At 48.0% G+C, this 14,452-nt stretch carries 15 protein-coding genes and 1 pseudogene; 1 reads left to right on the forward strand and 15 read right to left on the reverse strand.

Going from position 1 to position 14,452, the window contains the following annotated elements; all coding sequences use genetic code 11:
• Positions 1–75: 75 nt before the first annotated feature.
• The 3 genes from gap to SALPA_RS05235 form a co-directional block, all read right to left on the reverse strand.
• Positions 76–1,083 carry a type I glyceraldehyde-3-phosphate dehydrogenase gene (gap, locus tag SALPA_RS05225; protein WP_145090575.1) on the reverse strand — a complete coding sequence of 336 codons (1,008 nt, stop codon included), beginning with the start codon at positions 1,081–1,083 and terminating at the stop codon, positions 76–78.
• Between the two features lie 20 nt (positions 1,084–1,103).
• Entirely contained in the window at positions 1,104–2,129 is a 1,026-nt protein-coding gene (locus SALPA_RS05230) for a sugar-binding transcriptional regulator (protein WP_255450842.1), read from the reverse strand.
• A 126-nt stretch (positions 2,130–2,255) separates the two neighbouring features.
• The gene (locus tag SALPA_RS05235; RefSeq protein WP_145090581.1) at positions 2,256–2,444 is read right to left on the reverse strand and encodes a hypothetical protein; all 189 of its coding nucleotides are present in this window, start codon (positions 2,442–2,444) and stop codon (positions 2,256–2,258) included.
• Between the two features lie 27 nt (positions 2,445–2,471).
• Here SALPA_RS05235 and SALPA_RS28825 point away from each other — a divergent pair, with 27 nt between their 5' ends.
• Entirely contained in the window at positions 2,472–2,633 is a 162-nt protein-coding gene (locus SALPA_RS28825) for a hypothetical protein (RefSeq protein ID WP_186450923.1), read from the forward strand.
• Positions 2,634–2,672: 39 nt separating this feature from the next.
• Here SALPA_RS28825 and SALPA_RS05240 read toward each other — a convergent pair.
• From SALPA_RS05240 to whiA, 12 genes and pseudogenes are all read right to left on the reverse strand, one after another.
• Positions 2,673–3,212, reverse strand: a pseudogene (locus tag SALPA_RS05240) (FGGY family carbohydrate kinase); the annotation flags it as partial.
• 273 nt (positions 3,213–3,485) lie between these two features.
• Positions 3,486–3,644: a hypothetical protein gene (locus SALPA_RS30165; protein WP_222427881.1), complete on the reverse strand. Its 159-nt coding sequence runs from the start codon at positions 3,642–3,644 to the stop codon at positions 3,486–3,488.
• A 46-nt stretch (positions 3,645–3,690) separates the two neighbouring features.
• Positions 3,691–5,106 (reverse strand): RNA polymerase factor sigma-54, encoded by a 1,416-nt coding sequence (gene rpoN, locus SALPA_RS05245; protein WP_145090584.1) that lies wholly within the window; start codon positions 5,104–5,106, stop codon positions 3,691–3,693.
• A gap of 70 nt (positions 5,107–5,176) precedes the next feature.
• Complete coding sequence (hypE, locus tag SALPA_RS05250; protein ID WP_145101747.1) at positions 5,177–6,193, reverse strand: hydrogenase expression/formation protein HypE; 1,017 nt, start codon at positions 6,191–6,193, stop codon at positions 5,177–5,179.
• A complete protein-coding gene (gene hypD / locus SALPA_RS05255) occupies positions 6,186–7,283 on the reverse strand; it encodes a hydrogenase formation protein HypD (RefSeq protein WP_145090587.1) in 1,098 nt (365 codons plus the stop codon). The genes hypE and hypD overlap by 8 nt, the downstream gene beginning before the upstream one ends.
• A complete protein-coding gene (locus SALPA_RS05260) occupies positions 7,267–7,494 on the reverse strand; it encodes a HypC/HybG/HupF family hydrogenase formation chaperone (RefSeq protein ID WP_145090590.1) in 228 nt (75 codons plus the stop codon). Before SALPA_RS05260 ends, hypD begins: the two co-directional genes overlap by 17 nt.
• A 3-nt stretch (positions 7,495–7,497) precedes the next feature.
• Positions 7,498–9,771: a carbamoyltransferase HypF gene (hypF, locus tag SALPA_RS05265; protein WP_145090593.1), complete on the reverse strand. Its 2,274-nt coding sequence runs from the start codon at positions 9,769–9,771 to the stop codon at positions 7,498–7,500.
• 19 nt (positions 9,772–9,790) lie between these two features.
• Entirely contained in the window at positions 9,791–11,146 is a 1,356-nt protein-coding gene (gene scfB, locus SALPA_RS05270; RefSeq protein WP_145090596.1) for a thioether cross-link-forming SCIFF peptide maturase, read from the reverse strand.
• 114 nt (positions 11,147–11,260) lie between these two features.
• On the reverse strand, positions 11,261–11,407 hold the full coding sequence (gene scfA / locus SALPA_RS05275; RefSeq protein ID WP_021169117.1) for a six-cysteine ranthipeptide SCIFF: 147 nt from the start codon (positions 11,405–11,407) through the stop codon (positions 11,261–11,263).
• 133 nt (positions 11,408–11,540) lie between these two features.
• The gene (locus SALPA_RS05280) at positions 11,541–12,641 is read right to left on the reverse strand and encodes a copper amine oxidase (protein WP_145090599.1); all 1,101 of its coding nucleotides are present in this window, start codon (positions 12,639–12,641) and stop codon (positions 11,541–11,543) included.
• Between the two features lie 89 nt (positions 12,642–12,730).
• Complete coding sequence (locus SALPA_RS05285) at positions 12,731–13,486, reverse strand: polysaccharide deacetylase family protein (protein ID WP_145090602.1); 756 nt, start codon at positions 13,484–13,486, stop codon at positions 12,731–12,733.
• On the reverse strand, positions 13,486–14,445 hold the full coding sequence (gene whiA, locus SALPA_RS05290) for a DNA-binding protein WhiA (RefSeq protein ID WP_145090605.1): 960 nt from the start codon (positions 14,443–14,445) through the stop codon (positions 13,486–13,488). The genes SALPA_RS05285 and whiA overlap by 1 nt, the downstream gene beginning before the upstream one ends.
• Between the last annotated feature and the right edge of the window lie 7 nt (positions 14,446–14,452).

Genomic DNA, 14,452 nt, shown 5'->3' on the forward strand with positions numbered 1-14,452 from the left:
ATTCCTCCAGCTTAATCAGGTGAGGTGTAAGAGAAGCAATCTCAAATAACTGAGATTGCTTCTCCCTTAATAATCTTACAGGCCTTTGCTGATAACGAAGTCGATAAGGTCGACAACACGGTTGGAATAGCCCCATTCATTGTCATACCAGGAAACGACCTTGACCAGATTATCACCCACCATCATTGTTGACAGACCGTCAACGATGGAGGAATGCGCATTGCCATTGTAGTCTATCGATACCAATGGTTCTTCTGAGAATGCCATGATGCCTTTGAGCTCGCCATTGGCAGCTTCTTTAAGAGCTGCATTAACAGCTTCGGCAGTGGCTGGTTTTTCCAATTGAGCAACCAGATCGGTAATGGATACATTCGGAGTCGGTACGCGGAGCGCAAAACCATTAAGCTTGCCTTTGAGTTCAGGCAGAACCAAAGCTACCGCTTTAGCTGCACCGGTTGTGGTCGGAATAATGGACATACCGGCAGCACGAGCGCGACGAAGATCTTTATGCGGCAGATCAAGAATGTTTTGGTCATTGGTATAGGAATGAATCGTTGTCATTAAACCAGATTTTATCCCGAACTTTTCCTGCAGCACTTTGGCAAATGGCGCCAAACAGTTGGTCGTACAGGAAGCATTGGAAATAATTTGATGATTGGCCGGATCATATTTGTCTTGATTTACGCCCATAACAATAGTTATATCTTCATTTTTACCTGGTGCCGAAATAATTACTTTTTTCGCACCTGCGGTAATGTGAGCCATAGCTTTGTCCTTTTCGGTAAAGCGGCCTGTTGACTCAACTACAATATCAACCCCCATGGCTTTCCAGGGCAGCTGTGCCGGATCTTTTTCAGCAAGCACTTTGACAAGCTTGCCATTTATTTCAATACCGCCGTCAACAGCTTTGACTTCGGCATTCATTGTGCCATGTACGGAATCATATTTCAAAAGATGAGCAAGCGTTTTGGCATCTGTTAAGTCATTTACCGCCACAACCTCAAACTTGGGATTATTAACTGCTACCCGTAGAACATTCCGGCCAATACGGCCAAAACCGTTAATACCAATTTTAATAGTCATACTGAAATTCCTCCTAAATATTAATTAGTTATTAATAACTGAATAGCTTTCGCCGCAGCTTCATCGGTAACAAGCACACTCTGTTCACCAGTACCAGCTACCGCCAAGATTGCCTTGGCTTTGGCGCTGCCCCCGGCCACAGCGATTACCGTGTCAATTCCGGCCAAATCATCCAGTTTCAAACCGATACTGCTGGTAACATACACAATCTTTCCTGGTAGAGCGCAATATTGCCCCAGTGCCTCGCCTACCGCGCCACGCTGTTCGATATCAGCAATAGTGGCCGCTGCCATACCACGCCGTTCGGCCATTTCACTGGCTTCACCAATACCATGTACCAAAATATTGGCCTTTTTAATCATGTCGGCCACAGCCCTAAGATTAGTATCGCCGTCCAAGATGGCTTCCAGAGTTTCCTCATTTACCCCATCAGGAATATGCAGCAGGCGATAACGCCCGCCCAGCTTGTTGGCCATTACGGCGGCAATCGTATTGGCCTGATACTCTACGACCTCACCTAGTCCACCCCGGGCTGGCACAACAGTTGTTGTCGGAACACTAAAATTAACAGCTTCCGCCACCTTGGCCATGGTCGAACCGCCGCTTACTGCAACAATCATATTATCTCCCAAATGCTGGCTAAGTACACTTGCCGTAGCCCGGCCAAGTTCGCGGCGCACTGCGCTGTCAGCCTCACTATCACCGGGTATAATAACAACCTGCGTAAGGTTCAGACGCTGAGCCAATTCAGCCTCAAGCCCGACTAAATTATGAAGTATCCGGATATATTCGGCTAAATCGGCCAACATGGTCTGACCTTCGTCTGTTACACTGATTCCCAGTTGGGAAAACTTAACAAGTCCAGCTGTTTTGAGCCAATCTACCTGAGCCCTGACCCCCCGTTCGCCCATATCCAGCATATTCGACAACGCCCGGCGTCCAATCGGCTGAGCGTGCTTAATATGACGCAGGAGATTGTAGCGCGCTTCGATAATTTGTATAAGTTCTGGTGCAAGTTTGCGCTGTAGCTGAATAAATTTCTCCATAGTCTCTCCTCGGGTTAAAATATGTCCCACCTGAACACATTATGTCCCATATCAGGTAAAAAAACTAGATAGCCTGCCTATCACTTTCTCTACACCTATTCGGCAAGGGCCTAGAAACTCCTGCTTCTACAGGAAAATTTTATCATAAGGTGCTGCTTCCGGCTTATAGGCAGACCTGACTACCGCAATAGGATGCTCATTTTTCACGTTGGTACACGCGGTTATAATTGGATAGCCCTTCTTAACATAGTCTTGCAAAATGGCGATATTTTTATGAGCATTGGCCTTAGCCATATATCCGTTGGTGAGCCACAACACACAGCCTCCTCGGGAACAATTACCTTGAAGTTATTGACCTGCAATACAGCTACAACATCCAGCCAGATTGCGGCCAGCAGCATAGACATTTTCAAGCAATACCTGACCCCCGGCATTTACCGGCCGCAAACCGACATCAACCTGAATGCCAATCTTGGCAAAAGGCTGGGCTGCATTCGCAAATAGTTGACGTGTCCCCCCACTCTTCCCGCTCAGCAGGTGCTGTCACCGGCAGATTGAAGATCGGTTCACTGATACCATTATGTTCAGCGATAATGCCGCTGCCAAAATTACGGCCTTGGCAGGATACGAACGTTCTCGGTCAATATTACCAGTAACAACAGCAGTTACTTGCTTGCCTTCCTGTGCAGCATATGCAGCATGGGCCTGTTCTATGATAGTAACACCCAGCCGCTTGGCACGTTGCAGGAGCATAGCACGCAATCTAAGCCCAACAACAGCAGTCGGCCTGATTACAGTCTCAACAAATTTGCAGGCAAGCATCCTTTCCAGGGCATCTCTGACAACATAGTTAGGCCGGGAACCTAATACAGGTGGAATACTAACTGCGCTGCCAGGCTTCACCTGCTTTGCCAACTGTTCCCACACTCCTGTAGTTTCGCGCTGGTTAGTGATACCAATGCCAGCTATATCTGCAGCACTAATACCGGCCTTGGCAACAGCCTCGGCAATAACACCAATCTGCGAACTCCAGATTTCGTCAGCATTATGCTCTACTCAGCCTGGCTTGGGGAATATCTGGGTATTTTGAGACTACAATTTACTAATCACCACTCCTTTGTTCAAACATAAAAATAAAGCCCAAAGTAACGCCTATAGAACTGCGGCTTCTACTTGGCGAAAAACTTCGGACTTTTCTTTATCTCTGTCCCCATACTCAGTTATTTAGCTATAGTAATTCTCATGTTTTTTATAATTTTCTGCTAATTTTTAACAATTCCGAAAAATTATTATTTTCACTCTTTATAAGTTGCTTTAGCACTTACCACCGCTCACGTTTGCTTGCGCTCACGGCACTCAATCCGTAATAACAGCTGCTATACCCATTCGTGCTAAGAAAGTAATGCCGGCCTTGTCTTTACCTATGCCGCTTAGTAAATCTAAATATAATATCAGTGCATATTTAAAATCCTCATAATTGCGAGGCGTTGGCATGACATGGCCGTCACATAACAATAACTTCTACTCATATGATTATTTGGGAATTTTTGCACATACTTTGTTAATGTCTTTTCCGTCTACTTGAGGCGGGAATAGCCATTTCTTCCCGGTACTTGGCAACCGTTCGCCGTGAAACCATAATTCCTTTGCTATTGAGAATATCTCCCAGAGATTGATCACTTAAGGGCTGCATTGGATTTTCGGCTGCAATCAGTTCCCGTATCTCCTGTTTTACCCGACTGGCTGAAATATCCTCGCCGGCAGCGCTCTGAATGCCAGCAGTAAAAAAGGTATTCATACCAAACACGCCGTGGGGGGTAGCCATATATTTATTGGACGTCGCGCGGCTTATGGTCGATTCATGTACCCCAATCTGATCGGCCACCTTCTTCATGGTAAGTGGTCGCAAAAATTTGGGACCATGATCAAAAAAGTTTTGTTGCATCTCAATGATGGCTTCCGCCACATTATATAAGGTGCGCCGGCGCTGCTCAATACTTTTTATCAGCCAAACTGCAGCATTAATACGACCTTCTACATATTTACGAGCATCGCCGGGCTCTTCCCGGACAATCTGCCGATAATATGAATTGATGGACAGTTGTGGCACATGACTATCATTAATATGAATGGTATAACCGCTATTTACCCGTTCAACAATAATATCAGGTATAATATACCCTGGTTGTCCACCGCCGAAGGCACATCCTGGTTTAGGGTCAAGTGTGCGGATGATATCCACAGCCTGTTGGACTTCATGGAGCGAACAGTGCTGTTTATCGGCAATTTGTTTATACCGGCCTAAGGCTACCTGATCGAGATGCTCTCTAATAACGGCAACCGCTAACGCAAATTCCTTACTATTATATTCTTGCTCTTTTTGTTCCAATTGCAGGAGCAGACATTCTTGCAAAGAGCGCGCGCCTACCCCAATAGGTTCAAAGGTCTGGATAAGTTTCAGCACATTTTCTACTACGGTTTCTGCTACTGCCATTTGGGCAGCTGCTTCTGCTGTTGTCCCGCATAAATAGCCATTATCATCAATACAGCCAATAAGATATTTGCCAATAGCCAAATGTCTGGCATCAAGTACAGCAAAATGCAGCTGCATTTCCAGATAGTTTTGCAGTGATACCGTTTCCGCATCCGCTATCTCCCGTTGCTTTTCCATTTCAGTGCATCCGGACTGGGAACCTGCTGTGGTCTGCGTACCATTTAGCAAATACTCAACCCAACCATCTGCTTCCGGCTGGTTGTCCTCCTGTTCACTGCTACTGAACGATTCAACCTCGATCTCAGGCTCATTGTTACTTTCATGGGCATCGGCCTCAAGCACCGGATTTTCCAGTAATTCTTTTTCCACCAACTCGGCCAACTCGGTAGCCGGTAGCTGGAGGATAGCAATTGCCTGACGTAGTTGTGGTGTCATTATTAACTTTTGCGTTGTTTCCAGTTTGAGTCCATAATCCAGTTGCATAGAATAACCTCCCCCAGGACATAGTTAAGTCTGTCCCATGATAAATACTATGATATTATTCAAAAAAATATCAGCAAATTCGTGGCAGCTGTTCGCCTGATAACATATCTACCAGGCGTAAACCACCTACCGCAGTTCTGAGCGCTACCTGTCCAGCCGCTTTGTCGCTCACAGTGCCAATAATACAGGCGGCTGAACTGACCTGATGCCGCTGCATAATTTTCAGAACTTTTTCACTATATTCCTTTTCGACAAAAACTACTACTTTTCCTTCATTGGCAAGGTACAAAGGTTCAAATCCCAGCAATTCACAGACAGCTGCTACTTCCGGCCTCACTGGCAGGGAACTTTCCTCCAGCACAATTCCCACCCCGGCATCGGCGGCAATCTCATTGAGAGTTGTCGCCAGTCCACCCCGGGTAGGATCACGCAGCATACTGATGGCAGGTACTTCGGCTAACAGCTCCTGGATAAGGCCGTTCAAGGGAGCACAGTCACTGATAATTTGTGCCGGCAGTGTTAAGCCATGCCGCTCACTCATAACGGCTATGGCATGATCGCCCAGGTAGCCACTGACAATAACTGCCTGGCCTGGCTTGACGCGGCTGGCAGTAATATCAGCCTGTGGCAGTATAGCGCCAATCCCGGCTGTATTGATGTAGATACCATCAACTGCCCCTCGTTCGACAACTTTTGTATCACCAGTAACAATAGCAACACCAGCATCTTGAGCCGCAGCCCGCATTGATTCTACAATTTTTTTAAGTTCGGCAATAGGTAATCCCTCTTCCAAGATAAAACCGGCACTCAAATAGAGGGGCCTCGCACCACACATGGCCAAATCATTGACTGTGCCGCAAACGGCCAGTTTGCCGATATCGCCGCCAGGGAAAAAACGTGGTTTGACAACATAGCTGTCAGTAGTAAAGGCCAGCTTGCTACCACCAATACTGAAGCGCGCGCCATCATGCAGCTCGGCCAGCAGCGGATTAGCAAATGCTGACACCATAATATTCTTTATTAAGTCATGGCTTAAGCGGCCACCGCTGCCATGACCCAGCAAGATTAGTTCTTCCTGATTATGCATAATTCCACCGTCCTTGGCCGTATTTATACCAGGCAGCACATGCCCCTTCCACCGACACCATGCAGGCCCCTACCGGATGCTCAGGTGTACAACTGCATCCGAAATGTGGACAATCTTCGGGACGAATCCGGCCGCAGAGTACTTCACCACAGCGACAGCCTGCCGGTTCCTTAGTTACCACAGCCGCCAGCGGTAGTCTCAGCTTGGCATCAAAGGCACTGTACTCTGGCCTTAGTGCCAATCCTGAGTCCGCAATCTCACCAAATCCCCGCCAAATGGCAGCTGCAGGTTGGTACACTTGTCGGAGAATATTCCAGGCCGCCTCATTACCTGCCGGTTTGACCACTCGCCGGTATTGATTAGCCAGTTCGGCTTTGCCGGCAGCTATTTGTGCCAGCAGCATATAAATGGCTTGCAAAATATCCAGGGCCTCAAAACCGGTAATGACCGCCGGTACCTGATACTCGCTAGTAACAAACTGGTAGGGCGCAAATCCGCTGATGGCCGCCGTATGCCCTGGCAGTAAAAACCCATCCACTCTGATATCCGGGGCAGCCAGGATGGTTCTGAGCGCTGGCGGCACCAGTTTATGGGCCGATAAAACGAAAAAATTGTCTAACCCCTGTTGCTCAGCCTGGAGTATGGTAGCGGCTGCCGTAGGTGCTGTGGTCTCAAAACCGACCGCCAGAAAGATCACTGCCTTCTCTGGGTTTTCTCTTGCCATTGTCAGGCTCTCTAACGGTGAATAAACAATGCGGATATCAGCTCCCTGTGTTTTCTCAGCCATAAGTGTCGACTGCGAGCCCGGCACTTTGAGCATATCGCCAAAAGTAGCTAGAATCGTATCTTCCCGGCCACTATACGCAATAGCCGTATCCAGGTATTCATTGGGCGTAACACACACCGGGCAGCCGGGACCGCTGACCAACTCGACAGTTGGCGGCAGCAATTGACGAATGCCGTTACGGAAGATGGACACCGTATGGGTGCCACACACTTCCATCAGCCGCAGCGGACGCTGTGCCAGCTTGGCAATGGCCTGGGTGAAAAAGTCAGCCGCACGGGCTGTTTCCTCAACTGTCAGTCTCATATTGTTCCAGCTCCTTAAACAGTTCCAGCGTGCGTAACGCCTCTTCTTCATCAATGGTCTGAATGGCAAAGCCGGCGTGAATGAGCACATAGTCACCCACCACAGCATCAGGCAGCAGCATCAGGCTAACCTCACGCGTTACGCCGCTGATGTCAACTGTACCCAAAAATTCACTGCGCTCAATTATTTTGGCAGGAACAGCCAAACACATAATTTATCGACTCCTTTCCCCCGCAATTACCGCCTGACCTAAGGCCAAACCACCGTCATTGGGTGGTGCCTGACGGTGAAGATATAGTTGAAGTTTATGTTGTGTGAGCATTCCGATAATTTGTGATAGCAAGGTAATATTTTGAAAAACTCCACCACTCAGAGCAATGTCCCGAATGCCGGTGGCTTTACTAATTTTCAGGGTCATATCGCAAATCGCCGCAGCTAACGTAGTATGAAAATCAGCAGCTAGCTGCCCTACTGCCGCACCTTGCTGCAAGGCTTGGCATAAGGCCGCAAATACCGGTTTAAAATCAAGGTTCCATTGGCCCGCCAATTCTTTTATCCCATAGGCCAGTACCCTGCCTCTGGCCTCCTGCGCTGCCAGCTCAAGCTCAATCGCCGCCTGACCTTCATAGTTGATGCTCTGGCGGAGACCGAGTAAGGCCGCAGCAGCGTCAAATAGCCGGCCAGCCCCTGATGACAGTGGCGTATTAATCTTCTTTTCAGCAGCCGCTACTACTAGCTCCCAGCCAGCAGGCAGATCTTGCACTAAGGGTATCGCCTGATGGTTAATAAAGTCCTCGCCATATAGCTCCTTAAGCAAGCAAACAGCTATGCGCCACGGCTGACGAACAGCCTGCGCCCCACCGGGTAGCGGCAAGTAGGACAAATGCCCGGCTCGCCGGTATTCCCGTATATCAGCAACTAAAAATTCACCGCCCCACAGGGTGCCATCCGGACCATAGCCTGTGCCGTCAAAGGCAAGGCCAATAACAGGTCCGGTCAACTGGTGCTCGGCCATAACGGCAGCAATATGGGCATGATGGTGCTGAACAGCGACGGTAGGCAATCCTACTGTTTGTGCATATTTGGTTGACAGGTATTCTGGATGCAGGTCACAAGCCACTACCACTGGCGTAACCGCAAGCAGCTTTTGCATATGTTTTATGGCTTCAACATAAGACTGATATGTCGGCATATTCTCTAAATCACCGATATGAGCACTCAGAAAAGCCTGCTTCCCCCGAGTCAGACAAAACGTATTTTTTAGCTCCCCGCCCACTGCCAATACTGGCGGTAATTCGCGCACCAGATTGACAGGTCCAGGCACATAGCCGCGACTGCGGCGGAAAAAGTAGGGTTTATTAAACACTACTTTGACAACTGAATCATCAGCCCGACAATAAATAGCCCGGTTATGGATCAAGAAATAATCAGCAATCGTATTCAGTCTGCTGATGGCGTCGTTATCCTGATAAGCAATCGGCTCATCACTGAGATTGCCGCTTGTCATTACCCAGATATCTGCTGGTGCCAAAAGCAAAGTATGCGCCGGCGTATACGGCAGCATCATGCCAACACAGGGGTTACCCGGGGCAATACTGTCTGCCAGGCTGTAGCCCTCACCCTTATTCAGCAGCACAATCGGTCTGGCAGCACTAGTTAGTAGTTGTTCTTCCATCGCCGACACCAGGCACTGCGTTTTGCTTGCAGCCAGACTGCCTGCCATCACGGCAAACGGCTTATCTTCACGCACCTTCCGCTGCCTGAGCTGCGCTACGGCAGCGTCGTCAAAAGCATTAACGGCTAGATGATAACCACCAATACCTTTAATAGCCAATATCCGGCCAGCGGCAAGCTGCTTTCTCGCCTCAATAAAGACATCTTCTTCCTGGCTGTCAACCGGCCGTCCTTCTTTGTCCAGCAATTGGTAAGCCGGCCCACACACTGGGCAGGCATTGGGCTGAGCATGAAAACGTCTATTGGCAGGATTATCATATTCGGCCTGACAATCCGGGCACATGATAAAATCACGCATGGTAGTTGCCTGCCGATCATAGGGGATATCATTAATAATAGTAAACCGCGGCCCGCAATCGGTACAATTGATGAACGAATAACGGTAACGCCGGTCAGCCGGGTTTAATAGTTCCTCCCGGCAGTGCGAACAGGTAGCCACATCAGGCGAAACCAGCGCGGTTTTAGTTTTGTCAGCTACACTGGCCGTGATGCGAAAGTCAGCATAACCACATAACGGACAGTCCTTCACCGTAAGCGTGTCAACAATAGCCAACGGCGGCGTTTGGCTGCTTAGATCCGCCAAAAAGCCACTAATAGCTGATTGACTTCCCTCAACCTCAATCTCTACGCCACTGGCATTATTGGACACCCAGCCCTTTACGCCATATCGCCGGGCCAAATTATAAACAAAGGGGCGGAACCCCACCCCTTGGACGATACCAGTTATCTGAATATGAACTGCTATATCCATCATAAAGAAACTCCTAAAAATACTAGCTTTGACTGGTTATTGCCAGTTTGGCCTGAATCATGATAGCGCATTCCAGACGTTTTTTCTGCAGCTCACAGCCTATTTCATAAGGCTGATGCAAATCATGATGGAACAAATCAGCATTGGCATGACAGCCGCCGCTACAGTAGAATCTGGCCCAGCACTCACGGCAAATTGGCTTATTGAGCACATGAGCCTGACGAAATTTTACTGGTAATTCGGTGTTCTTGACACCCTCATAGATATTGCCTAATTTATATTCATCCCGCCCGACAAACTGGTGACAGGGATATAAATCACCCTCAGGAGTAACAGCAAAATACTCATGCCCTGCACCACAGCCACTCAGGCGTTTGGCAACACAGGGACCCTGACCCAAATCCAGGTTGAAGTGGAAAAAGTCAAAGCCTTTGCCTGCCAGCTTGCGCTTTAAATACTCCGCGGCTAATAGCTCATATTGGCGGAATAACTCGGGCAAATGCTCTTCTGTTAAGGCATAATCAACATCTTTGGCCACAACCGGTTCCACTGACAGCTGACCAAACCCCTGATCAGCCATTGATAATACATCGGCGGCAAAATCAAGATTATAGGCCGTATAGGTACCACGCAGGTAATAGTTCTGATCACCACGCGAAGCGGCTACCTGTTTACAGCGCGTAATAACCTTATCATAGCTGCCGCTGCCATCAACCCGTGGGCGCATACGGTCATGAACCTCCGGCCGGCCATCCAGGCTAAGGACTAAACTGATAGTATTATCGTTAAGGTACTGAATGATATCATCTGTCAGCAATAACGCATTCGTAGTCAGTGTTAGTTTAAACACCTTATCCGTCTCAGTCTCCCGTTTTCTCACATAACTGACAACATGACGGACAGTGTCCATATTTAAAAGCGGTTCCCCACCAAAAAAGTCCAATTCACAATGACGGCGTTGCCCACTATTTTCAATAATGAAATCAACAGCCCGTTCACCAACCTCTTTGGACATCAGTCCACGGCTATGGCCAAAATCACCTGTCCCGGCAAAACAGTAACCGCAGCGCAGGTTGCAATCATGAGCCACATGTAAACACAATGATTTCACCAGTGGCTTATCCCGAAAGGTTAGCGGCACCGTTAATTCAGGGGCAAACAATTGTCCAGCTGCCATCAGTTCCTTTAGTTCAGTTAAAGCTTCGGTAAGCGCTGCTGCTTCATATTTATCTGTAAGGGCGGCAATAACTTCCGCCTCGTTGACACCGTTAAAAATATCTAATATATCGTACACCAAACTGTCAACAATATGCACGGCACCACTATTAATATCAAGAACAATGAATAAATCGTTTATTGTAAATTTATGAACTTGCATTGTAATTCCTTTCTACTTGAATTGAGGCAGCTTAGAAACGTTCCTACCGCAGGCTGCCCGGAAAAATGTGCCGCCAAAAAAGTAAGCCCCTTGTCCGGGCAAGGGGCTGGTACACTATGCCTGCTGCTGGCAAACCTGATTGCCGACAGTGCAGGAAGTCTTGCAAGCCGACTGACAGGAAGCCTGGCATTCTCCACAGCCGCCAGTCTGTACTGTTTGAGTAAGTGATGCTTTATTAATTGTTACAACATGCTTTTTCATAGTTAATTCCCCCCTTACCTACGCAACTATGTAATTACTTCTTACTTTACTATTTTAGCCCTTTTGTCAGCAGTAATCAATAGGAAAAGGAGATCGCCCTGCCAGCAACTGACAAGAATCGTTTCCCTCACCATTATTTGTTTTTGGCGGCCGGGGCCAGAACAATCTTAACAGGCAGGCTGGATGCGCCTGGCGGTGAAAATGTCAGCCACAGCGATTGCCCCCCTGCATAGTCGCCAAGATGAGTAACTTCATTGTCTCTCTTATTACCAAAAAACAGTGTATTGGCTGGGGTTCCGATTGTATATTCTTCCTGATGGCGGTATTTTACCTGCATCCCGCCTGCATATGCCCCACCCCGGGGATTTAAATAGACGGCATAGTTATTTTCAAATGCGGTAGGTAAAAACAGCTTGTACATAACACCATAGTTGCCATAGTTAAGTGTCTTTGAACCATCGGTGGCATCAATACCGCTAACATAAGTATCAAGTTTGTTATCAGCCAGAGTAATAGCCATTACGCCATCCTGGGCTGGGTTATAGACTTGGCTGGGAACAAGTATCCGGTCCCGGCCAGAGAAGGTTCCCCTAAGCCGGTGATTGGTGTTTGGCAATACACTGGCCGTGGCAGCAAACGTAGCCGGATCAGCATCAACAGGCAACATCATAATAACAACTTTAATTGGTGCTTTGCTCTGGAAATCATAGATGCCATTAACAAGTTCATCCGGGGCAACAACTGTCTTAGTAAGGATTGGTTCTAACAAGGCTGTCCCTTTGGCAGGCACCTCAATAAGCTCGTTCTCCGCTTGTTTTAGATAATTCATTTCAGCGGCTTTGCCTACTGCCAGATAATCCAAACCCGGACCACCCAGTCCATACTGATTGACCACAACATCATTTGCTGTGTCCGAGTCGTTGACCAAGAGAACAACAATCTTTTTTAACTCCTTGGTCGCATTCACATGGTGAAAAAATAGCCGGATATCGCCACTTACGGTATCCTGATACATAATACCATCATCTTCTACCATCTCTGGGCTGTCTGATAACAGCAGCGTGCCGCCCTGGTCCGTCATCGTAACAGGCAGTTCTGATAGGTTAAGCATATCAATATTTGCCGGAAAACCGGACTTGGCCAGCGTAAGCTGAGGTGTAAAAATAAAACTAACGGCAAGTGTAACAACCACGATCACACTCACCTGGCGTAACAAATTCAACAAATTCAACAAAAATATACCTCCTAATAAGACAAGACTTAGCTTGATCACCTACCGGTATTATAACAGACTCTATCCAGCCCTTCAACCACTGGCCTATTTTACCATAAAGGCGCCAGCTTCCCATAAATTTGCGCCCTGAGCAGCCGCAGGCGAAATTCCCATAAACCATATTTGGGACGAGGGATATTGACACGGTTGAGCTGATAGACATCTCCGCTTGTCGTGCCTAAACCTGGCCGACCAGTGCAAGCCCCTGTATAACCAGCTTGCTGCACCCCAGCAATTGTCACACTATCATACTGCCCATACGGGTAGGCTAGAAACTCAACAGGCTGCCCCAGATTAGTCTCAAGCACCTGCTTGGAACGCACAAGCTCAGCCAATTGCTCCGGCGGACTGATTTCATTTAAAGCCACATGACTAAAGGTGTGTGAACCTATTTCCATTCCCTTCTGCTGCAACGCTTTCAGTTGTTCCCAGGTCATATATTCGGTTTGACCCACTTGTCCGGCAATAACAAATACAGTACCCTTCATACCGTGCTTCTCCATAATAGGCAAGGCGGTCAAATAATTATCCTCATAACCATCATCAAAGGTAATAACTACCGGCTGGGAAGGCAGCTTGCCACCACCTTGTCTGGCTGCAAATAATTCGCTTAAGGAAATGGCGGTATAGCCATTCTCTGCTAAATACTGCATCTGCTGGTCGAATTCATCGGCATCAATGCTATATATCTCAGGCAAACTGCTCACCTGATGGTAGGCCAGAATGGGCACACCACCACCAGGAGCCAGTAACCAAAGGCTAACTAGTAAAATAAAGGCACCAATAACTTGTAAACTTCGTATCATTATTTGTTCATCTCATCTTCTGGTTGGCGAAAACCTAAGGATTGAGCTATTTCTCCCAGCTTGCGCAGGCGGTGATTGATGCCTGACTTACCAATCCGCCCTTCCAAGACCTCTACCAATTCAGATAAAGTGGCCTCCGGATAGGCTAGCCGGGCCTCAGCCACCTCCCGCAGCGGTGGCGTCAGCTTATCAATCCCCATAGCCTCAGCAATAGCGTGGATACTATCAACCTGCCGCACGGCAGCATTTACAGTTTTTTGCAGATTGGCTGTCTCGCAGTTAACCAGTCGGTTAACCTGGTTGCGCATATCTTTAACAACCCGTACATTTTCAAAAGTCAACAAGGCACTGTGGGCACCAATAATTTGGAGAAAAGCGGTAATGGCATTCCCCTCCTTTAAATAGACAATATAGTCGTCTTTACGATCAGTCATGCGCCCTGGCAAATCAAGCGATTTCATGACTCGTACCAGCGATTTCGCCAGATCGACATTGCCTGTTACCAATTCCAGATGGTAAGAGCCCTCCGGGCGGTTAACTGAGCCAGCTCCCAAAAATGCCCCCCTGAGATAGGCCCGGCGGCAGCAGACTTTGCGAAGAATTCCCCGGTCTGAATGAACGTTAAGGCCGCCGTCCCGCATAATGCCTAACGTTGCCAACAGTTTGTTAACCCCGGGTGACGGTATTACCCGTACATGATACGTATTATTTTTTTTAAGCCGCCGTCCTCTGGTCACAACCACTTCGGTTTTTATATTCGCATAGCCTTTTATCAGACCAAGTACTTTCCGGGTAACGGCAGCATTCTCGCTGCTAAAATTGATACCCAGGTTGGCATTGCCACCAATAGACATTGCCCCCCCCATCCGGATGAGCGCTGCTAGTTCGGCAGCATCACAACAACTGCGCCCACCGGTTATGTGGGCCAACTCATTTTTTACTTCCGTTGAAAACGACAAGGGCCTC

It is taken from the genome of Sporomusa sp. KB1 (assembly GCF_007830295.1).
Taxonomy (GTDB): domain Bacteria; phylum Bacillota; class Negativicutes; order Sporomusales; family Sporomusaceae; genus Sporomusa.